The following is a 20,498-nucleotide window of genomic DNA, read 5'->3' on the forward strand; positions in this document are numbered from 1 at the left end:
CAGCAAAAGGGTGCGTGGCTCAGGACACCGCTGCCGCCTCCGGGTGCAGCGCCTCGTAGGCGGCGGCGAAGCCGGGGTCGCGCTGGCGCAGGTCGTCGTGGCTGACCTGGCCCGTGCGGCGCATGTAGTCGTAGGCGAAGGACACGGGGTCCAGGTGCATCTTGTCGGCCACGTTCTCGTACCAGTCCAGGCTGCGCGCGGCGGCGGTCTGGAAGTTGGCCGATGCCGGACGGCGCTGCGCCTCGAAGTGCGCGAACGCGGCCTGCGTGTCGTCGGGATGTTGCGTGAGCCCATGGTGCAGCGCGATCGCATCCTGCATCGCCATGCGGGTGCCGGAGCCGAGCGAGAAATGCACGGTGCGCAGCGCATCGCCCAGCAGGACGATGTTGCGATGCGACCAGCGTTCGTTGCGCACGATGTTGGCCTCGAACCAGAGGGAACGGTTGCCCAGCAGTTCGTTGGCGCCCAGGTCGGCGCGGAACACCTCGGCGCAATATTGGCGGCTTGCGTCCTCGCTGGCCGTGTCCAGGCCGGCGCGCTGCCAGGTGTCCGGGTCCACTTCCACCAGGAAGGTGCTGAGGTCCTTGCTGTACTGGTAGCTGTGCGCGATGAAGATACCGTGGTCCGTTTCGCGGAAGATCAGCGATACCGGATGAAAGCGCTGGCGTGTGCCGTACCAGGCGAACTTGTTGCGGCGGCGTTCGAAGCTGGGCCGGAAGTGTTCGGCGTACTGCTTGCGCACGGCGCTGTTGCTGCCGTCCGCGGCCACGACCATGTCCACTTCCGCGGCCAGCCGCTCCACGTCGTCGATCTGCTGTTCGTGCAGGATCTGGACGCCGGCCTCCAGGCAGGCTTTTTCCAGGACTTCCAGCATGTCGATGCGGGCCGTGCGCGAGAAATGGTTGCCCTGGACCTGGACGCGGGCGCCTTGGTGGATGATCTCCATGTAGTCGCAGCGTTCGTGGTGCGCGACGAAGGCCTTGAAGAATTCGGGGTCGGCTTCGCGCAGGAAGGCCAGGCCGATGTCCGAGAACACCACGCCCCAGCCGTAGGTGGCGCCGCGCGGGTTCCGTTCGTAAACGGTGATTTCATGCTGCGGCGCATGCTTCTTGGCAAGCAGCGAAAAGTACAGGCCGGCGGGGCCCGCTCCGATGACAGCGATCTTCATTTGGCTTCACTCCTGTTTGCTTCGGCCTGCGCGCAGGCTTGCCGATATGACTGCAGCGCGCCGCGCAGCGCGGCGGGTACTTCGATGGCGCGCCGTTCGCCGCGCGCCACGCAGATCGGGGTCAGCCTGGCGTCGAACGCGGGCTGGCCCCGCACGCTGCCGGCGACGTGCAGGGTGTAGGTGCGGGTGCGGATTTCCTCGACCCTGACGCACATGTCGAATTCCTCGTCCGGCCACAGCGAGGCCTGGAAGTCGAACGACAGCGCGCGCGTCGGCGTGCCGAAGCCGTGCTCATCCTTGATGCGCTGCGGCGTGCCATTGAACAGGTGGCCGTAGAACAGTTCGGCGGCCGACAGCACGTATTCGCCGAACGTGACGGTGTAGACCACGCCCGCGGGATCGCAGTCGCCCCATTTGACGCGGCGGCGCACGATGAAAGGCGTTTCGCTCAGGACGTATTCAGTGCTGGTCATTGCCGTTCTCCCGGGCCTTGGCGGCTTCCTGGTTGAGCATTTCCGCGACGCTATGGCGCAGGGCCGCCTTGTCGAGCTTGCCGACCTTGGTGACGGGGAAGGCTTCGATCTGCTCGATGCGTTCCGGACACTTGTATTTGGCGAGCCCCTGGCCGGTGAGGAAGTCCGCCAGCTCCGTCAGGCCGGGCGCCGTGTGGCCGGGCCGGACGATGATGAAGATGCAGCCTTTTTCGCCATAGAAGGGGTCGGGCATGGCCACCAGGCGCGCTTCGGAAATGGCCGGATGCGCGCCCACCAGCGCCTCGACTTCCTCGCAGCCGATCTTCTCGCCGCCGCGGTTGATGTTGTCGCGCAGGCGGCCTTCGAAGGCGTAGCAGGTTGCGCCATCGACCACGCGCGCCGTCATCATGTCTCCGGTGCGGTAATAGCCGTCCGAGGTGTACGCGGAGGCGTTGGCCGCGGGAGCGTCGAAGAACCCGGGCAGCGTGGCGGGGCCGCGGAAGCAGAGTTCGCCCATCTGGCCTTCGGCCACTGGTTCCTCGGTGCCGGGCGCGAGCAGGCGGATGTCGTCCTCGGGACAGCCCGAGCGGCCTTGCGTATGGTGCCGTTCGTACTCGGACGCGTCGGCGGGCGAGCCCAGCAGCAATCCTTCCGTGATGCCGAACAGGTTGGAGCAGGGCACGTTCAGGTGCGCTTCAAGCCGGTCCGCGGCGCTCATGGTGATGAACAGGCGCAGGGACGACAGGTCGTAGTTCGCCAGGTCGGCGAAGGCCATGATCTGCGGCGCTATCGGCCCGATGGACATGGCGCGGGTGACGCGGTGGCGCTCGATCAGTTCCAGCATGCGTGGCACGTCGACCCGCGGCATCAGCACCGCGGAAACGCCCATGGCGATGACGGGAATCAGCACATAGACCTGGGCCGCGTTGTGCAGCAAGGGCAGGGCCCAGATGATGCGGTCGTCGTCCTGCATCTTGTAGCGCCGGGCGCAGGCCAGTGAATGGCCCAGGTACTCGGCATGGAAGCGCGGGATGATCTTGGGCATGCCGGTCGTGCCGCCCGACAGCTGGAAGCTCAGCACGTCTTCGCAGCCGGGTCCTTGCTCGGCGAGGATGAGGCGGGCCTCGGCCAGCGGCATCGCATCCAGCAGCGCGTGCAGGGACACGCCATGCGGCGAGTCGCCGCGCGCCACGACCAGGTGCTCCAGCGTGTCGCTGGCGGCCAGCATGCCGGCGGCGAAGGCGGGCAGATCGAACTTGCCGAAGTCGGCCTGCACGAAATAGCCGCGGGCGCGGGTCTGGCGCGACAACTGGCCGATCTCCAGTTCGCGGTGCTGCGGCAGGGAACAGACGGGGACGATCCCCGCCTTGTAGCAGGCAAGCAGGGCCAGCGCCGTTTCCAGCGTGGTGCCCATCTGGAAGATGGCGCGGTCCGCGGGCGCGAGGCCCAGCTTCAGCAGCGCGGCGGCCAGCCGGTCGGTCTGTTCGTCCAGCTCGCGAAAGCTCAGGCTGCCTTCGTCGATGATCAGCGCGGTGCGCTCGGGGCAGCGCTGGGCGGTGGCGTGCAGCGCCGCGCCGACGGTCGAAGGTTCCCAGGCGCCGCTGGCGAAGTACTGGCGCGCCCGCTCGGGGTGGTGGTAGATCACGCCCTCTATGGGGTGGCGTATATCTCGCATGATGGTCTCCTCCAGGCCCGTGTCTCAGTGCCGCGCGGCCGAGATCCGCACGCGGTCCCGGTCCAGTACGTCGATCGTGCCGCTGACGCCGCCGGTGAACAAGCCATACCAGACGGCGGGCTTGAGTCCCAGGGCCTTGCGCTGGAATTCCACCGGGCCGTCGGAGACGATGCAGTCGAAATGCTCGCCCGGCACCACGGTGCAGTTTTCGCGACCCGAGGCGTCCTCGACCAGGGATGAAAACTCTTCGACGCGCGGCACGAAGATCCGCACGGACGGTTCGACGCCGCCATCCGCCAGCTCCAGCCGCTCTTCCAGCAGCGCCGCCTTGCGCGCCCAGACGTCGTCGATGTGCTGGATGCGCCCGCCGGCTGATTCCGCATCGGCTTCGGCCTGCATGGCCGCCTGCAGCGTCAGGGCGGCGTCGATCGAGTCGACTTCGCCCAGCGGCCGCAGCTTGCGCGTGAATTCGATGAAATAGCCGTTCGGATCGCGCACGTAGATGGATTCGATCACTTCATGGCGGGTTTCGACCGAGACTTCCAGCCCGGCATCCTGCAACTTCTGCTTCCAGGCCTTGAGCTCGTCCTCGCTTTCCACCAGCCAGGCGGTATGCGTGGCGTCGAACACGTGGTCTTCCGGCAGCGGCCGCATGCGGCTGCGTCCGCGCAGCGCCTCGGGTTCGTCGGAACCCAGGTAGTAGAAGAAGGCGATGGTGCTGCCCTGGCCGCTGTCGAAGAAGAAATGCAGGAAGTCCGGGTGCGTGGCGGGACCCCAGCCGCGCGCCGAGATCACATGCACCAGCGGCAGGCCGAGGATGTCGCGATAGAAGGCGACGGTTTCGCGCAGGCGCCAGGTGGGCCGCGCCGTATGGTCCACGCCGTGCAGGCGCAGGGGGGCGGGGGTCTTGGGAGTTGCAGTCATGACTTGCTCCGTCGGCATTCGGATTACAGGAAACGTTGGCGCAGCCAGGCGGCCAGTTCGCGGCCGGCCGCGTAGCGCCCGGGTTCTTCGCCTTCAACCAGCGCGCGGCCGTGGTGATCGCCGCGGATGCGCAGGTGGGTCTTGTCCGGCGCGGGGATGGCGTCGTGGATGGCGCGCACGTCGGAAGGGAAACAGGCCTGGTCGCCCGTGTATTCGACGATCAGGGTGGGCTGACTGATGCCGCCGGCGGTGCGCGCCATGCTGGCGTGGGAAGACAGGCCGGACCAGGTCGACAGCCAGCTCTCGGGCGTGCAGAAGCGGGCGAAGCCGACGGCGCCGTAGTTCGACGCGTACGGATCCTTGCCCCAGAGCGAGCCCGGGTGGCGGTCCGAAGGATCCAGGCTGAGGTCCAGGCAACGCAGGTCGGCGTCGGTGCGCCAGACCACCAGCACCGGCGTGTGCGCGGCCTGGCGCCGGCGTTCGGCCGAGGCGTCGGCGCCGCTCTTGACGTCGGCGCGGGCCGCGAGGCGGTCGGCGATCATCTGCCGCGCCTGCGCGTCCAGGCGCGCCACGCGGTCGCGCTGCGCCTGGCGGTAGCGGGCGACGAACTCCGGCGCATAGCGCGCCTGGCCCTTGGGCCGATAACCGTTCTCGGGCGCCAGCGGATCCAGGTCCGGCGTTACCGACAGCGCGTCGTTCTCGTCGGCGACGGACGGATCGATGCAGTTCAGCAGCAGCGAGCCCTGGCCCGGGTGCGGGCCCACCAGCACCAGGCCGTGTACTTCGGGCATGTCCAGTTCATCCAGCCCGCTGGACTTGCCGCCCGGCGTGCGGGCGACGCGCTCGCCGGCGGGCAGGCCGGCCTGCTGCGCATAGAACGCATACAGGCCGGCGCCGCCGGAATTGCCCAGCAGCACGATTTTCTTGAAGCCCTGTTCGCGCAGGAAGCGCAGGCCGGCGGCCACATCCTGCAGCGCCTGTTCGTGTTCCAGCCTGAGATCGTTGCCGACCGAGCGCGCCCCTTGCGACCACGCCGCAAGACCGGCGCCGACGATGTCGGGGATCAGGTAGTGGCAGGCCATGAACTCGCGTGGATGCATCACGCAGACCACGGTGTCGGGACGGGGGCCGGCCGGCTGGTACAGCGATCCGGAAGTGGCGGCGCCGTCGGCGGTGCGCAGCACGACGTTGCGGGTCGAGGCGCCGGCGGGCAGGTCGCGCGGATTCCAATCGGTGTTGAGAAAGCCTGCGGTGATCTGGCTGGAGGGGGCGGCGGTAGTCACATTCGTCTCCTGTGGCGATGGTCCTGGGACCTCGGTTTGACGTATTAGACGAATATTTGACTTTAGTGTCAATTAAATTTAAAAAACTGACAGTCGCGTCAAAAATTGGGGACTCAGTCGCGGGAAAACGCCGGCCGGCGCGGCTTGGAGACGTAAACGCGCATGCCATAATTTCGGGACGGGGCCGTCCCGGACGGTCCATTCGAGGAACATCGCAACGTGAACGACGCAAGCACCAAGGGAGCGCTGAAGGGCGAAGCGCTGCGCACCGCCATACTCGACGCCGCGGCCACGCTATTCATCAAGCGCGGCAGCGGTGGCACCAGCATCCAGGACATCGCCGAATCGCTGGGCCTGAGCCGCACCGCGGTCTATTACTACTTCAAGAGCAAGGACGAGATCCTGCGTTCGCTCACTGAGGATGTGCTGAGCGCGGCCAAGAAAATGGCCGGCGAAACCGCCACCCGCGAGGACCTGGATCCGGTCGAGGCGCTGCGCGCGCTGGTCACGCGGCATGCCGACCTGATCCTGTCGCGCACCGCCGAGTTCCGCGTGGCCGACCGGACCGAAGCCGACATGACGCCCAAGCAGCGCGCCGCCGTGCAGGCGTCGCGTCGCAACGTGCTGGAGAACTTCAGCCGCGTCATCGAAAACGGCATCCGCGACGGCCAGTTCCGCATGGTCGATCCGCACGTCGCCGCCTTCAGCCTCATCGGTATGTGCAACTGGTCGGCGTGGTGGTACAAGCCCGATGGCCGCCTGAGCCGTGCCGAAGTCGCGGCCATCATGGCCGACATGGCGGTGCAATCGCTGTTGCGCGACGCTGCCCGTCGGCCGCGCTCGCCGGACGTGAGCGAGTCCTTGCGGTTGGTGCGCGAGGATCTGGACTACCTGGAAAAGCTGGTGCTGCCTGGCGGGCCGCAGTCTTGATCGCCGTGGCCGCTGCGGGCTGGGAGTTGCCTAATGCGTTGGTTTCAGCCCCCGTTCATAGGCAGATGCCGTGAGCCGGTGGCCGGGCGGAGGGATCCGAAGCGCAGCCCCACCGGGGTGAGCATCGGAATCCCGCAGTCCGGACTCCGGCGACTCAAGAACCCCGCCTCACTAAATCGAAGCGACCGGGCTTCGAGCTTGCGGATGTCGGGGTTCTTAAGCCGCCGAGGCAGCCCTGCGCCATTCCGATGCTCGCCCCAATGGGGCTGCGCTTCGGATGGCTCCGGGCCACCTCGGCTGTAGTCGCCTAATGCGGTGGTTTCGAACCCCGTTCATGGGCAGATACTGTGAGCCGGTGGCCGGGCGGAGGGATCCGAAGCGCAGCCCCATCGGGGCGAGCATCGGAATCCCGCAGCCCGGACGCCGGCGACTCAAGAACCCAGCCTCACAAAGTCGAAGCGACAGGGCTTCGAGCTTGCGGGTGTCAGGGTTCTTTCGCCGCCGAGGCAGCCCTGCGCCATTCCGATGCTCGCCCCAATGGGGCTGCGCTTCGGATGGCTCCGGGCCACCTCGGCTGGTAGTCGTCTAATGCGGTAGTTTCGAACCCCGTTCATGGGCAGATACTGTGAGCCGGTGGCCGGGCGGAGGGATCCGAAGCGCAGCCCCACCGGGGCCGAGCATCGGAATCCCGCAGTCCGGACGCCGGCGACTCAAGAACCCTTCCTCAGTGGGGCCCCGGCTCCGGGTCCGCTAACCGACTTTCCCCGTCAGGCGCCGCGCCGCCTCCTGTACCGCTGCCAGATGGGCGGCAACGTAACGATGGACGGGCGCGGTCAGCGTCACTGCCGCCGCGATTTCGCCATTGAGCAGAAAGACGGGCGCGGAAATACCCGCCACTTCCGCCAGGCGATCGCCCATGGCTGCGAAATAACCGTCGGCGCGGATGCGCGCATGCAGTTCCTGGTCCGGTCCCGGCGCCCGCCCCAGCAGGGGATCGTAGGCCGTCAGGACGCGTCCGCCGCTGCCGCGGTCCAGCGGCAGCAGATCGCCCGCGCGGATGTGGTCTCTTACAGGATGCGGCGAATCCACGCGGTAAAGGCACAGACGCGCATCGCCCTGGCGGACGTGATAGGCCGCGCTTTCGCCGGTTGCCGCGACCAGGTCGCGCAATACCGGCATGACCACCTCTTCCAATGAAAACGAGGCTGCGTAGATGCCGTGCAGACGGGCGATTTCTCCGCCCAGGGCATAGCGGCCATCGTCCAGGCGCTGGATCCATCCGGCATGCTCCAGCGACGCCAGCAGTCGCAGGACCGTGCTCTTGTACAGACGCGTGCGCTCGGCCAGTTCGCCCAGTGACAGAGCTTTGTCGCCGGCCGCATAAACCGACATCAGGCTGAGCGCGCGGTCTACCGCAGCCACGCCGCCTTGGGCGGCATCGGTATCGGCCAGTGATTCCGTGGCGGCTTTACGCGGCATGTGCGGCTCCGTGGGGTTGATTCCGGGGCGGGACCATATTCCATCCTTTAGAACGAATGACGGCATTGTAGGCGCTGCCTGGTGCCCGCCTCGTGGTTTTCCTGTACGACCTGGCGCTTGACAGCTACGGTCGGTGAATCCAATAATTCTATCTAAAGAAACGTGGTTCTATTAGATAGAATATTGGAGATATCAAAACCATGGCCCAGCCCAACGACCGCAAACCCGACGTCCTGATCAGCGAGGTCGGTCCGCGCGATGGCTTGCAGTCGGTCAAGGCGACCATGCCCACCGCCGACAAGCTGCGCTGGATCGACGCGCTGGTCGCGGCTGGCGTGCGCGAAATCGAAGTGGCTTCCTTCGTGCCGGCGCGCCTGCTGCCGCAGATGGCGGATGCTGCCGAGGTGGTGCGGCATGCGGCGCGCCATCCGGCGCTTACCGTCATGGCGCTGGTGCCCAACCTGCGCGGCGCCGAGGCGGCGTTGCGGGCCGGCGTCCACAAGCTGACGATGCCGGTCTCCGCCAGCCGTGAGCATTCGCTGGCCAATGTGCGCAAGACGCCCAAGGAAATGGTGGAGGAGGTCCGGGCGATCGCAAGGCTGCGTGATGAACTGGCTCCCGCGGTCAAGCTGGAGGCCGGCATTTCAACGGCCTTCGGCTGCACCTTGCAGGGCGTGGTGCCCGAAGACGAGGTCATCCGCCTGGCGGCGCTATGCGTGGCTGCGGGCGCCGACGAATCGGGGCTGTCGGACACCGTCGGCTATGCCAATCCCGCGCAAGTGCGGCGGCTGTTCCGCCGTCTGCGCGCGGAAATCGGCGAGAAGGCGGGCGCCGCCCACATGCACAACACGCGTGGCCTGGGCCTGGCCAACTGCCTGGCTGCCTGGGAGGAAGGCGTGCGCACCTTCGACAGTTCGCTGGGCGGCCTGGGCGGATGCCCCTATGCGCCGGGCGCGTCCGGCAACGTCGTCACCGAAGACCTGGTCTTCATGTTCGAGGCCATGGGCGTGCGCACCGGCATTGACCTGGATGGAATCCTTGCCGCACGCGCGCCGCTGGCGGCCGGCCTGCCCGGCGAGCCGTTGTATGGCATGACCCCCGACGCCGGCTTGCCCAAGGGATTCGTCCAGCGGGCCTGATCGGCCATTCCCGCAGGCCTACGACCTAGATACACGCGGCCAGGCCGGCCTTTGCCGTAATGGCCCTTACTTGCAGAAGATCCACACCCATGTCCAGCCACGCCCATCCGCGCCTTCCGTATGAAAACATCCGCGTCGTCGAATTCACCCACATGGTCATGGGTCCTACCTGCGGCATGCTGCTGGCGGACCTTGGTGCCGAAGTCATCAAGGTCGAACCGGTAGGCGGCGACAGCACGCGCCGGCTGCTGGGTTCGGGCGCGGGCTTCTTCCCCATGTTCAACCGCAACAAGAAGAGCATCGCCCTGGACCTGAAGCAGCCCGAGGGCATAGAGGCCGCGTTGCGCCTGATCGACTCGGCCGACATCGTGAGCGAGAACTTCAAGGCCGGCGTCATGCAGAAGCTGGGCCTGGACTACGCCACGCTCAAGCAACGCAATCCCCGCCTGATCTACGTGAGCCACAAGGGCTTCCTGCCCGGACCCTACGAACACCGGACGGCGCTGGATGAAGTCGTGCAGATGATGGGCGGTCTGGCCTATATGACGGGGCGTCCCGGCGATCCGCTGCGTGCGGGCGCCAGCGTCAACGACATCATGGGCGGCATGTTCGGCGCCATCGGCGCCATGGCGGCCCTGGCGCAGCGCGAGCAGACGGGAGAGGGCACGGAAGTGCAGGCCTCGCTGTTCGAGAACAACGTCTTCCTGGTGGGGCAGCACATGATGCAGTACGCCGTCACCGGACGCGCTGCCGCGCCCATGCCCGGCCGCATCTCGGCCTGGGCCATCTATGACGTGTTCACCGTCAAGGGCGGCGAACAGATCTTCCTGGCCGTGGTCAGCGACAAGCAATGGGGCATCTTCTGTCGCGCCTTCGGCTTGGCCGAGCTGCTGGCCGATCCGCGCCTGGCCAGCAACAACGACCGCGTGCAGGCGCGCGACTGGCTGATGCCGCAGCTGCGCTCGCACTTGGCGGACCGCAGCGCGGCCGAGTTGGCGGCGGTGTTCGAGCATGAAGGGTTGCCCTTCGCGCCGATCACGCGGCCTGAGCAACTGTTCGACGATCCGCATCTGGCGGCTACCGGCGGCCTCGCGCCCATCACCCTGGAGGACGGGCGCGAGTCCCTGGCGCCGCTCGCGCCCTTCACGCTGGGCGGCGCCCAGCCCGGAATACGCCTGCAGCCGCCTGCGGTGGGCGAACACACCGACGCGCTGCTGCGCGGCGTCGGCTATCGCGACGACGAAATCGCAGCCTTGAAAGCAAGGCAAATCACACAAGGAGACTAATCATGATCACGCTATCCCGCCGCGCTTTCCTGGGCGCGGCGATGTGCGCTGCGGCCTTGCCGCTGCGCGCCCAGACCGCAGCCGCCTATCCGAACGGGCGGCCTGTGCGCCTTATCGTTCCCTATACGCCGGGCGGCGGCACGGATTCAGTGGCGCGCGCCATCGCGGCCAAGGTCACTGCGCTGGCCGGCTGGTCGGTGGTGGTGGAGAACCGTCCCGGGGCGGGCGGCAACATCGGCATGGATTTCGTCGCCAAGGCCAAGCCGGACGGCTACATGCTGGGCCTGGGCCAGACCGCCAACCTGGCCATCAATCCCGCCCTGATGCCGCAGATTCCCTTCGACGCGGAAAAGGACTTCGCGGCGGTCTCCCTGATCGCATCGCTGCCGGTCGTGCTGGTGGTCAAGGCCAACGCACGTTGGCAAACCTTGGCCGACTTGATCAAGGACGCGCGGGCCGAGCCTGGCGCCATCAAGCAGGCGCTGGCGGGTTCCGGCACGGTGGGCCATCTGGCGGGTGAACTGCTCGCCTATCAGGGCAAGTTCCAAGTGCTTAACGTGCCTTATCGCGGCGCGGCGCCTGCGCTCAACGACTTGTTGGGCGGCAATACCGACTACATGTTCGCCACGCCGCAGGCCGCGCAGGAAATGCTCAAGGGCAAGGTGCTGCGGCCGTTGGCCGTCAGCTCGCGCGCGCGGCTGGAGATCCTGCCCGATGTGCCCACCGTGGCCGAGTCCGGCTACGAGGGCTTCGAGGCGCTGGACTGGAAGGCGCTGGTCGCGCCGGCCGGCACCCCGCCCGAGGTGGTCCGGGCCGTCAATGCGGTAGTGGAGAAGGTGCTGGCGGATCCGGCCACAGTTGCCATGTTCACCGCTGAGGGCAGTACGGCCATGGGCGGATCTCCGGAGGCCGCGCAGCGCTACATCCAGGAAGAACAGAAGAAGTGGGCGCGCCTGATACGCGAAGCCGGCATCCAGACCGCCGCCTGACGCGCGCCGCAGACCATACCAGGAGACAAATCCGTGAAGCATCTTTTAGGAATTGCCGCGCTTGCCTGCGCTGTCGTGGCACAGCCCGCGCTGGGCAGTACCGGGTCGCAATGGCCCGAACGTTCCATCCGTCTGGTCGTACCGTTTCCCGCAGGCGGTCCGACCGATATCGCCGCGCGCGTGGTCGGCAAGGCGCTCTCCGACCGCTTGGGCACGCCTTTCGTCATCGAGAACAAGGCCGGCGCGCATGGCTTCATCGGCGCAGGCGACGTCGCCCGCAGCAAGCCGGACGGATACACGCTGATGATGGCCAGCATCGGCACCATGGCGATCAATCCGGGGCTCTATCCCGACATTCCCTACGATGCGAACAAGGACTTCACGCCCCTGGCGCTGGTCCTTACGGTGCCCATCGCAGTCGTGATCAACCCGCAACAGATGCCGGCGCAGACCGTGGGCGAGCTCGTGGACTACCTGAAAGCCCACCCAGATCGCGTGAACTACGGCTCGGCGGGGAATGGCGGCTCTTCCCATCTGGTGCCGGAGTATTTCAAGTACAAGACCGGCACCTCCATGACCCACATTCCCTACAAGGGCTCAAGCCCGGCAGTGACCGATCTGGTGGCGGGTCAGGTCCAGGTCATGTTCGATACGCTGCTGACCAGCACGCCTTTCGTGAAGGCCGGCAAACTGCGCATGCTGGCTGTCACGACAGCGCAGCGGCTGCCGGACTATCCAGAAGTGCCAACCATGGCCGAGGCCTTGGGCGCGCCGGATTTCGAAGCGTCGTCCTGGTTTGCGATGTATGCGCCGGCAGGCACGCCGCAGGCGGTGCAGCAAAAGTTGTCCCTGGCCATCAACCAGGCCCTGGGCGACGCGGCGGTGAAGCAGCGCCTGGCTGAACTGGGCGCGATTCCGGCAGGCGGCACGCCGGGCGAACTGGCGGACTTCCAGCGGGCTGAGCAGCGCAAATGGGCGCAGGTCATCAAGGCGGCGGGAATACTCCCGGACTGACCCTGCAGGCTGGGCCCTGCGTCAGGCCTCGGGGCCAGGACGCAGCCGGCCAGCCTTCCACTTCAACCGCAGCCTCTCCAGCGCCAGATACACGATCGGCGTGGTGTACAGCGTCAAGAACTGGCTGATCATCAGCCCGCCGACGATGGCGATGCCCAGCGGGCGGCGCAGCTCGGAGCCTTCGCCCATACCCAGCACCAGGGGCAGGACGCCCAGCAGCCCCGCCAGGTTGGTCATGACGATGGGTCGCAGCCGCAGCATGGCGGCGCGGTGGATGGCCTGTTCCGGCGTGAGCCCTTCGCGCCGTTCCAGACTGAGCGCGAAGTCGATCATCAGGATGGCGTTCTTCATGACGATGCCCACCAGCAGGAACAGTCCCAAGAGCGCGATCAGCGTGAATTCGATGCCGGCCAGGCGCAGCGCCAGCAGCGCGCCCACGCCGGCGGACGGCAAGGTCGACAGGATGGTGAGCGGATGCAGCGGGCTTTCGTACAGGATGCCCAGCACCAGGTAGATCGCGACCAGCACCGCCAGGATCAGCCAGGGCTGGTCCTGAAGGCTTTGCTGGAAGTTGCGCGCATCGCCGCCCAGGCGGGTCTGGATGTACGAGGGCACCATCAGCTCGGCCATGGTCTTGTCGATGGCGGCCAGGGCCTGTTGCAGCGATACGCCCTCGGCCAGTGAAAAGCCCACGCCCACGGCGGCGAACAGGCCATCATGGAACACGCGGTCGTTCACCAGGCCGTAGTCATAGGTGGCGAAGGCCGTCAGCGGCACGCGCGTGCCGTCGGCGGCGACCACCTGCACCTGCTCCAGCACCTCGGGGTCCTCGGTGTAGCGCGGGTCCAGCTCCAGCACCACGCGGTACTGGTTCATGGCGTCGTACAGCGTGGCGACCTGGCGCTGGCTGAACGAGTTGCTGAGCACGCTGCTGATGGTGCCCATGTCCACGCCCAGGCGCTGCGCGGCGGCGCGGTCTATGTCGATCACGACCTGCTGGGTGGCGCCGTCGCCTTCCGCGTCGACGTCGCGCAGTTCGGGGATCTCCTGCATGGCCTTGGAGATCTTGCGCGACCATTGCCGCAGCGCCGGCACGTCGCTGGCCATGATGGCCAGTTCATGGTCGCCCGAATTACCGAACCCGCCGGGCATGCGCAGGTCCTGGTCCACGTTCAGGAAGAACATGCCGCCCGGCACTGCCGGCGCATTGGTGCGCAGCCAGTTGATGACCTCGGTCGACGATTCCTGGCGTTCGGCGGCGGGCTTCAGGCGGATCAGGAACAGGGAATTGCTGATGCCCAGGCTGCCGCCGTTGTAGCCGATGACGTCCTGCACCGCCGGATGCTTGAGCACCAGTTGGCGGTACTGGTCGATCTTGGGCTGCATGACCTGGAACGAGAAGCCGTCGTCGCCGCGCACGAAGCCCACCAACTGGCCGGTGTCCTGCACCGGCAGGAAGCCCTTGGGCGCCTGCACGTACAGGTAGACATTCAGCCCCACCACGCCGGCCAGCAGCAATAGCGTCAGGCGGGCATGGCCCAGCACCCGCCACAGGGTGTTGCCGTACCAGGCATGCAGGCGTTCGAAGATCGCCTGCATGCGCGATGGACGCGCGTTCGCCATGTGCGCGGCGGGAACGGCGGGCCTGAGCCAGCGGGCGCACAGGCTGGGGATGATGGCGACCGAGACCACCAGCGAGATGACGGTGGCGGCGACCAGGGTGATGGAGAACTCGCGGAACAGCCGCTCGACCAGGCCGCCCATGAACAGGATGGAGACGAAAACCACGCTCAGCGCCACGGTCATGGCCACCAGCGTGAAGCCTACTTCGCGCACGCCGCGCAGCGCGGCCTTGCGCGGCGAGAGGCCGCGCTCGATATGGCGCGAGATGTTCTCCAGCACCACGATGGCATCGTCCACCACCAGGCCGGCCGCGACGATCAGCGCCATCAGCGACAGATTGTTCAGCGAAAAGCCCCACAGGTACATGACGGCGAAGGTGGCGATCAGGCACACCGGAATCGCCACGCTGGGGATGGCCGCCGCGCGTGCATTGCCCAGGAACGCCCACACCACCAGGATCACCAGCGCGGTGGCCAGCCCCAGCGTGATGTGCGCTTCGCGCAAGGTGGCGTTGATGCCAGGCGAGCGGTCCAGCGCCACGGTCAGGTCCACGTCGGCCGGCATCAGCGCGCGCAGGCCGGGCAGGGCCTGGTTGATGGCGCCTATGGTTTCGATGATGTTCGAACCGGGCTGGCGGCTGATTGTCAGGACCACGGCCGGGTTGCGGTTGTGAAAGCCGCTGCTGTAGCGGTTTTCGACGGAATCGCTGACGCGTGCGATCTGCGACAGCCGGATCACGGCGCCGTCCTGGTGGCGCACGATCAGGCTTTCGTAGTCCCCCGCGGCGCGGGGTTGTTCGGGCGTACCGACTTCCCAGCGCCGGCTGGCGGAATCCAACTGGCCTTGCGGCCGCATGGGCGCGGCGTCGGCGATGGCCTGGCGCACTTCATCCAGCGCCACGCCATAGTGGGCCAGGGCGTTGGAATTGACCTGTACGCGCACCGCGGGCAGGGAGCTGCCGCCCATGGTTACTTCGCCCACGCCGTTGATCTGCGAAATCTTCTGCGCCAGCACGGTCGAGCCCAGGTCGTAGAGTTCGCCCGCGGGACGGGTGGGCGAACTGAGCGCCAGTGCCATGATCGGCGCCTGGGACGGGTTGACCTTGCGATAGCTGGGATTGCCGGGCATGCCGGCGGGCAACTCGGCGCGGGCCGCGTTGATGGCCGCCTGCACGTCGCGCGCGGCCTCGTTGATGTCGCGATCCAGATCGAACTGCAGCTGTACGCGGGTCGCGCCCTGGTTGCTGGACGAAGTCATGGCGCTGACGCCGGCGATGCTGCCCAGCGCGCGCTCCAGCGGCGCGGCCACGGTGCTGGCCATGCTTTCGGGACTGGCGCCCGGCAGTTCGGCGCGCACCTCGATGGTGGGAAAGTCGACCTGGGGCAAGGGCGCGACCGGCAGCAGCCGCCATGCGACCGCACCCAGCAGGGTCAGCGCGATCGCCAGGAAGATGCAGGCGGTCGGGCGGTGCAGCAAGGCGCGGATCATGGCGCGGGGCCTTCAACCCCGGGTTTGGCGGCTGCGGCGCCGCGGCGCTGGCCCAGGCGGTGGAAGAACAGGTACACGGCGGGCGTGGTGAACAGGGTCAGCACCTGGCTGACCAGCAGCCCGCCCACCATGACCCAGCCCAGCGGCTGGCGCAGTTCCGCGCCCGAGCCCGTAGCCAGCATCAGCGGCAGCGCGCCGAACAGCGCGGCCAGCGTCGTCATCAGAATGGGACGCAGGCGCAGCAGCGCGGCTTCGCGGATGGCGGCCTGCGGCGCCAGGCCGCGCGAGCGTTCTGCCTCCAGGGCAAAGTCCACCATCATGATGCCGTTCTTCTTCACCAGCCCGATCAGCAGGATGATGCCGATGACGGCGATCAGGTCCAGCGGACGCCCGGTAAGCAGCAGCGCCAGGAAGGCGCCCACCGCGGCCGAGGGCAGGGTGGACAGGATGGTCACCGGGTGGATGGCGCTTTCATACAGCATGCCCAGCACCAGGTACATGGTGACCACCGCGGCCAGCATCAGCCACAGCGTGTTCGACAGCGAGGCCTGGAAGGCCGCGGCAGCCCCCTGCAAGCGCAGCTCCACGCTGACCGGCATGCCGATCTCCTGCCGCGCCGATTCGATGGCTGCGATGGCCTCCCCCAGGGAGCCGCCGGCGGGCAGGTTGAAGGACAGATTGACCGCGGGGAACTGCGACAAGTGGTTCACGGCCAGCGGCGCCGCGCGTTCGCTGACGGTGGCCAGCGCCGACAGCGGGATCGCCTGGCCGTCCTCGGTCTGCAGATGGATGCGTTCCAGCGCGTCCGGGTTCAGCGCCAGCTTGCGGTCCACTTCCAGCACGACCCGGTACTGGTTGGACTGCGTGAACAGGGTGGCCACCTGGCGCTGCCCAAAGGCGTTGTAGAGGGTCTGCGCCACGTCGTCCATCGTCACGCCCAGGCGGGCGGCGGCGTCGCGAGAGACCTGCAGGTAGGCCTGGCGGCCGTCGCCTTGCAGGTCGGTGGAAACGTCGGCCAGCGCGGGCGACTGCGCCAGGCGTTCGGCCAGGGCATGGGTCCAGCGCGCCAACAGCGCGCTGTCGGGGGAGGTCAGCGTGAACTGGTACTGGCCGCGGCTCACGCGGTCCTCGATATTGAGTTCCTGCACCGGCTGCAGATAGAGCGAGATGCCCTGGACCTCGCGGGCGCGCGCATCCAGCCGCGCCATGATGTCCGCCAGCGGCGCGCTGCGGTCCGACCAGGGTTTCAGGTTGATCAGAAAGCGGCCGGTATTCAAGGTGGTGTTCATGCCGTCGATGCCGATGAAGGACGACAGGCTGGCCACGTCGGGGTCGGCCAGCAGTGTCTCGGCCACCGCCTGCTGGCGCCGCGACATGGCGTCGAACGAGGTGCTCTGGGACGATTGCGTGACCCCTTGCAGCGTGCCGCCGTCCTGGGTCGGGAAGAAGCCCTTGGGTACGGCCAGGTACAGCAGCCCGGTCAGCGCCACCGTCGCCAGCATCACGGCCAGCGTCAGCCGTTGATGGCGCAAGGTCAGGTCCAGCCAACGGGCGTAGCCGGCCTGGATGCGGTCCAGCAGCCCCGGGCGCGTCGCTTCGTGCGCGGGCAGCAGCCGCGCGCACATCATCGGCGTCAGCGTCAGCGACACCGCCAGCGATATCAGGATGGCGACCGCCAGCGTCACAGCGAACTCGCGGAACAGACGGCCCACCACGTCTTCCATGAACAGCAGCGGAATCAGCACGGCGATCAGCGACAGCGTCAGGGACACCAGCGTGAAGCCGATCTGGCCGGCGCCCTTGAGCGCGGCCGACATGGGGCTGTGGCCTTGCTCGCGGTAGCGCGCAATGTTTTCCAGCATCACGATGGCGTCGTCCACCACGAAGCCCGCGCCTATCGTCAGGGCCATCAGCGTCAGGTTGTTGGTGGAGAAGCCCGCCAGATGCATGAAGCCGAAGGTGCCGATCAGCGACAAGGGGACCGCCAGGCTGGGGATCAGCGTGGCGGGCAGGTTGCGCAGGAACAGGAACGTCACCAGCACCACCAGGCCCACGGCGAAGGCCAGTTCCCATTGCACGCCGCGCACCGATGCGCGGATGCTCTCGGTGCGGTCCGTCAGCACGCGGACCTGCGCGGCGGCGGGCAGGCTGGCCGTCAGTTGCGGCAGCAGCGCCTTGACCTGGTCGGCCACGGCGATGACGTTGGCGCCCGGCTGGCGCTGGATGTTGACCAACACGGCCGGCTGCTTGTCGACCCAGGCGGCCAGATAGCGGTCTTCCGCCCCGTCTTCGACCGTGGCGACCTGGCCCAGCCGCACCGGCGCGCCGTTGCGCCAGGCCACGATCAGTTCGCGGTATTCCTCGGCGCTTTGCAGCTGGTCGTTGGCGTCCATGATGACCGAGCGCACCGGCCCGTCGAAGCTGCCCTTGGGCTGGTTCGAATTGGCCTTGCTGATGGCTTCCTGCACGTCGGCCAGCTGCAGGCCGCGCGCGGCCAGCGCCATGGGATTGACCTGCACCCGCACCGCCGGCCGCTGGCCGCCCGCCAGGCTGACCATGCCCACGCCGGACAACTGCGACAGGCGCTGCGTCATGCGGGTGTCGACCAGGTCGTAGACCTGGGGCAAGGGCAGGGAATCCGACGTGACCGCCAGCGTCAGGATAGGCACGTCGGCCGGGTTGACCTTGCGGTACACGGGCGGCGTCGGCAGGTCATTGGGCAGCAGCGCGCCGCTGGCGCTGATGGCCGCCTGGACTTCCTGCTCGGCCACGCCCAGCGACACGTCCAACGCGAATTGCAGCGTGATCACCGAGATGCCGCTGCCGCTGGTGGAGGACATCTGCTTCAGGCCCGGTATCTGCCCGAAGCGCCGTTCCAGCGGCGCGGTGACGGTGCGCGCCGTCACATTCGGACTGGCGCCGGGGTACTGCGTGGTCACCTGGATGATGGGGTAATCCACCTGCGGCAGCGCCGCCACGGGCAACATGCGCCACGCCAGGATGCCCGACAGCAGCAGGGCGATCATCAGGAAGGACGTGGCGACGGGGCGCAGGATGAAGGGGCGCGACAGGCTCATGATTTCTGCGATTCGACAATTTGCACGTCGCGGCCGTCGTGCAGGCGGTCCACGCCTTCGACCACCACGCGTTCGCCTTCGGCCAGGCCGGCCTGCACCACGATGCGGCCGGCGTTGGCCGGGCCCAGCTCCAGCACGCGGCGCGTGGCACGCGTGTCCTCGCCGATCACGAACACGAAGGCGCCCTCGGAGCCGTACTGCACCGCGGCCGTGGGAATGGAAATGACGTTGTCCTGCTGTACTACCGCCAGCCGGATGTTCACGAACTGGTTCGGAAACAGCGATTCGTCGGCGTTGGCAAAGCGCGCGCGTAGCCGGACGGTGCCGCTGGCGGCCTGGATGCGGTTGTCCAGTGCCTCCAAAGTGCCTTCGGCCAGAAGGCGGCGGTCGTCCGCGTCCCAGGCCTGGACCCGCAGCGCGGCGTCGCGCGCCTGGGCCTGGCGCAGGATGTCCAGGCGCGTTTCGGAAATGCTGAAGAGCGCCGAGATCGGCCGGGTCTGGACCAGCGTGGTCAGGCCGTCGGCGTCGGCCGCGCGCACGTGATTGCCGGCGTCGATGCGGCGCAGCCCGATGCGGCCGTCGTGGGGCGCAACGATACGGGTGTGGTCCAGCAGGCGCTGCGCGTCGGCCACCTGGGCCTGGTTGCGTAGCCGCTGGGCCGCATAGGCGCGCACCTGGGCTTCGGCGGTATCCAATTGCTGACCCGACACCGCTTCCTGGCGCGCCAGCTTGCGGTAGCGCTGCAGATCGGCCTCGGCGTTCTCCAGCAGCGCCTGGGTGCGCGCCAGTTCGCCTTCGGCCGCGGCCAGCGCCGCAAGGTAGGGACGCGCATCGATCTCCGCCAGCAACTGGCCGCGCGTCACGGCCTGGCCTTCAGTGAAATGCAGCTTCAGCAGTTCGCCGTCGACCTGGCTGCGCAGGGTCACCTGCGCCAGGGGCGTGATGGTGCCAAGCGCGTGCAGGTCGCGCTGCAGCGGACCGGCGCTGGCAGCCTCGACCGCGACGGCGACAGGGATCTGGCCATACTCGGGCGGACGCGCGGCGGGTGTGCCCTTGGACCCGACGTACCAGAGCGCCAGGGCAGCCAATATGACCAGCGCGGCGGCGATCAGGACCAGGCGTTTGCGTGGGAAATGAGGGCCCGTGGAAAGGGGCAGGGACATCGGGACTGCCAGGCTATGGGGTTACGGACAGTCCGGATTCTATATGAATAAAAACTATTCGCGTTTTTAAGTCAGTGAAATGTCAGCTTCGAGCGGCTTCGCGATCAGGGCCCGCAGCAGTTCCCCGGATAATCGGCTCGCGGCGCGCCGGCATAGGCGGCAAACACAAGCGGGTTCCGTTGCGCTACCGCAGTATGGGACAACACCAGATTCTCCAGCTTGGGCCAGGGAAAGTTGATTCCCGGGTCCGACCGGCGGCCCGGGTCCAGCTTGGCATGCGAAATGACATGCTTCAGGTTCGGATACTTGCTCCAGGCATAGGTAATGATCCGGGCCGTCGCTTCGATTTGCCAAGCCGAATAGGGGTCCTTGTAATTCTGGACATCCTGGGTGTTGACGATCTCGATCCCCAGGCTGCGGTTGTTGACGTTCGGACCCTGGCCCAGATGCGGCGCGTAGTTGACGTCCCCGACATGGAATGCCGCCTTGGCTTCGGCGACCACGGACCAGACGAAGTGGCCATGCTGCGGCTCGTCTTCATCCGGGACGATCCAGTGGGCGCTCGCCTTTCTGACTTTCCAGTTGTCAATGGCGTGCTGCGTGGCATAACCCGCCGTGGCGTGGATCACGATCGTGTCGATGACCGCGAAGACGTCCGCTCCGCGCGACCGAGCGCGATTCGCGGTCAGCCAGGGGAAGTCGGGGTGTACCTCCTCGTTCAGCGGGCTGAATGACGGGCGCTTGTCCGCTGGAAGCAGGAGTGAAAACTCTTGGGGTCCATGGCGAC

The 20,498-nt window shown here is 67.3% G+C and carries 15 protein-coding genes; 5 read left to right on the plus strand and 10 right to left on the minus strand.

Annotation, left to right across the window (positions count from 1 at the left end):
- Positions 1 to 19: 19 nt before the first annotated feature.
- From DXK93_RS22275 to DXK93_RS22295, 5 genes are read right to left on the minus strand one after another with little or no spacing between them, the layout of a single operon-like run.
- Complete coding sequence (locus tag DXK93_RS22275) at positions 20 to 1,168, minus strand: FAD-dependent monooxygenase (RefSeq protein ID WP_119451132.1); 1,149 nt, start codon at positions 1,166 to 1,168, stop codon at positions 20 to 22.
- A complete protein-coding gene (locus DXK93_RS22280) occupies positions 1,165 to 1,641 on the minus strand; it encodes a thioesterase family protein (RefSeq protein ID WP_054456830.1) in 477 nt (158 codons plus the stop codon). The genes DXK93_RS22275 and DXK93_RS22280 overlap by 4 nt, the downstream gene beginning before the upstream one ends.
- Complete coding sequence (locus DXK93_RS22285; protein WP_054456831.1) at positions 1,628 to 3,316, minus strand: AMP-binding protein; 1,689 nt, start codon at positions 3,314 to 3,316, stop codon at positions 1,628 to 1,630. Before DXK93_RS22285 ends, DXK93_RS22280 begins: the two co-directional genes overlap by 14 nt.
- A gap of 24 nt (positions 3,317 to 3,340) precedes the next feature.
- Positions 3,341 to 4,240, minus strand: coding sequence for a VOC family protein (locus DXK93_RS22290; RefSeq protein WP_119451133.1), 900 nt, complete (start codon positions 4,238 to 4,240; stop codon positions 3,341 to 3,343).
- A gap of 23 nt (positions 4,241 to 4,263) precedes the next feature.
- Positions 4,264 to 5,523, minus strand: a complete 1,260-nt coding sequence (locus DXK93_RS22295; RefSeq protein ID WP_119451134.1) for an alpha/beta hydrolase — start codon at positions 5,521 to 5,523, stop codon at positions 4,264 to 4,266.
- Positions 5,524 to 5,742: 219 nt separating this feature from the next.
- Between DXK93_RS22295 and DXK93_RS22300 the strand changes: the two genes are divergently transcribed.
- Positions 5,743 to 6,453: a TetR/AcrR family transcriptional regulator gene (locus DXK93_RS22300; RefSeq protein WP_119451135.1), complete on the plus strand. Its 711-nt coding sequence runs from the start codon at positions 5,743 to 5,745 to the stop codon at positions 6,451 to 6,453.
- Between the two features lie 750 nt (positions 6,454 to 7,203).
- Here DXK93_RS22300 and DXK93_RS22305 read toward each other — a convergent pair.
- Positions 7,204 to 7,932, minus strand: a complete 729-nt coding sequence (locus DXK93_RS22305) for an IclR family transcriptional regulator (RefSeq protein WP_119451136.1) — start codon at positions 7,930 to 7,932, stop codon at positions 7,204 to 7,206.
- A 200-nt stretch (positions 7,933 to 8,132) separates the two neighbouring features.
- On the opposite strand from DXK93_RS22305, the gene DXK93_RS22310 reads away from it, so the two are divergent.
- The 4 genes from DXK93_RS22310 (at position 8,133) to DXK93_RS22325 (ending at position 12,360) form a co-directional block, all read left to right on the plus strand.
- The gene (locus DXK93_RS22310) at positions 8,133 to 9,071 is read left to right on the plus strand and encodes a hydroxymethylglutaryl-CoA lyase (protein WP_119451137.1); all 939 of its coding nucleotides are present in this window, start codon (positions 8,133 to 8,135) and stop codon (positions 9,069 to 9,071) included.
- 89 nt (positions 9,072 to 9,160) lie between these two features.
- Positions 9,161 to 10,357, plus strand: coding sequence for a CaiB/BaiF CoA-transferase family protein (locus tag DXK93_RS22315; protein WP_119451138.1), 1,197 nt, complete (start codon positions 9,161 to 9,163; stop codon positions 10,355 to 10,357).
- Positions 10,358 to 10,359: 2 nt separating this feature from the next.
- Positions 10,360 to 11,346, plus strand: coding sequence for a tripartite tricarboxylate transporter substrate binding protein (locus DXK93_RS22320; RefSeq protein ID WP_054454785.1), 987 nt, complete (start codon positions 10,360 to 10,362; stop codon positions 11,344 to 11,346).
- 33 nt (positions 11,347 to 11,379) lie between these two features.
- On the plus strand, positions 11,380 to 12,360 hold the full coding sequence (locus DXK93_RS22325; protein ID WP_233564587.1) for a tripartite tricarboxylate transporter substrate binding protein: 981 nt from the start codon (positions 11,380 to 11,382) through the stop codon (positions 12,358 to 12,360).
- Positions 12,361 to 12,381: 21 nt separating this feature from the next.
- Here the strand turns inward: DXK93_RS22325 and DXK93_RS22330 are convergent, their stop codons facing one another.
- The 4 genes from DXK93_RS22330 to DXK93_RS22345 all read right to left on the minus strand — a co-directional run bounded on the left by DXK93_RS22330 (position 12,382) and on the right by DXK93_RS22345 (position 20,340).
- Positions 12,382 to 15,471: an efflux RND transporter permease subunit gene (locus DXK93_RS22330; RefSeq protein ID WP_119451139.1), complete on the minus strand. Its 3,090-nt coding sequence runs from the start codon at positions 15,469 to 15,471 to the stop codon at positions 12,382 to 12,384.
- On the minus strand, positions 15,468 to 18,548 hold the full coding sequence (locus tag DXK93_RS22335) for a multidrug efflux RND transporter permease subunit (protein WP_119451140.1): 3,081 nt from the start codon (positions 18,546 to 18,548) through the stop codon (positions 15,468 to 15,470). Before DXK93_RS22335 ends, DXK93_RS22330 begins: the two co-directional genes overlap by 4 nt.
- Positions 18,545 to 19,711, minus strand: coding sequence for an efflux RND transporter periplasmic adaptor subunit (locus DXK93_RS22340; protein ID WP_119451141.1), 1,167 nt, complete (start codon positions 19,709 to 19,711; stop codon positions 18,545 to 18,547). The genes DXK93_RS22335 and DXK93_RS22340 overlap by 4 nt, the downstream gene beginning before the upstream one ends.
- Positions 19,712 to 19,815: 104 nt before the next feature.
- The gene (locus DXK93_RS22345) at positions 19,816 to 20,340 is read right to left on the minus strand and encodes an N-acetylmuramoyl-L-alanine amidase (protein ID WP_233564588.1); all 525 of its coding nucleotides are present in this window, start codon (positions 20,338 to 20,340) and stop codon (positions 19,816 to 19,818) included.
- Positions 20,341 to 20,498 lie beyond the last annotated feature (158 nt).

This window comes from Achromobacter sp. K91, from assembly GCF_003576205.1.
GTDB lineage: Bacteria > Pseudomonadota > Gammaproteobacteria > Burkholderiales > Burkholderiaceae_B > Achromobacter > Achromobacter aegrifaciens.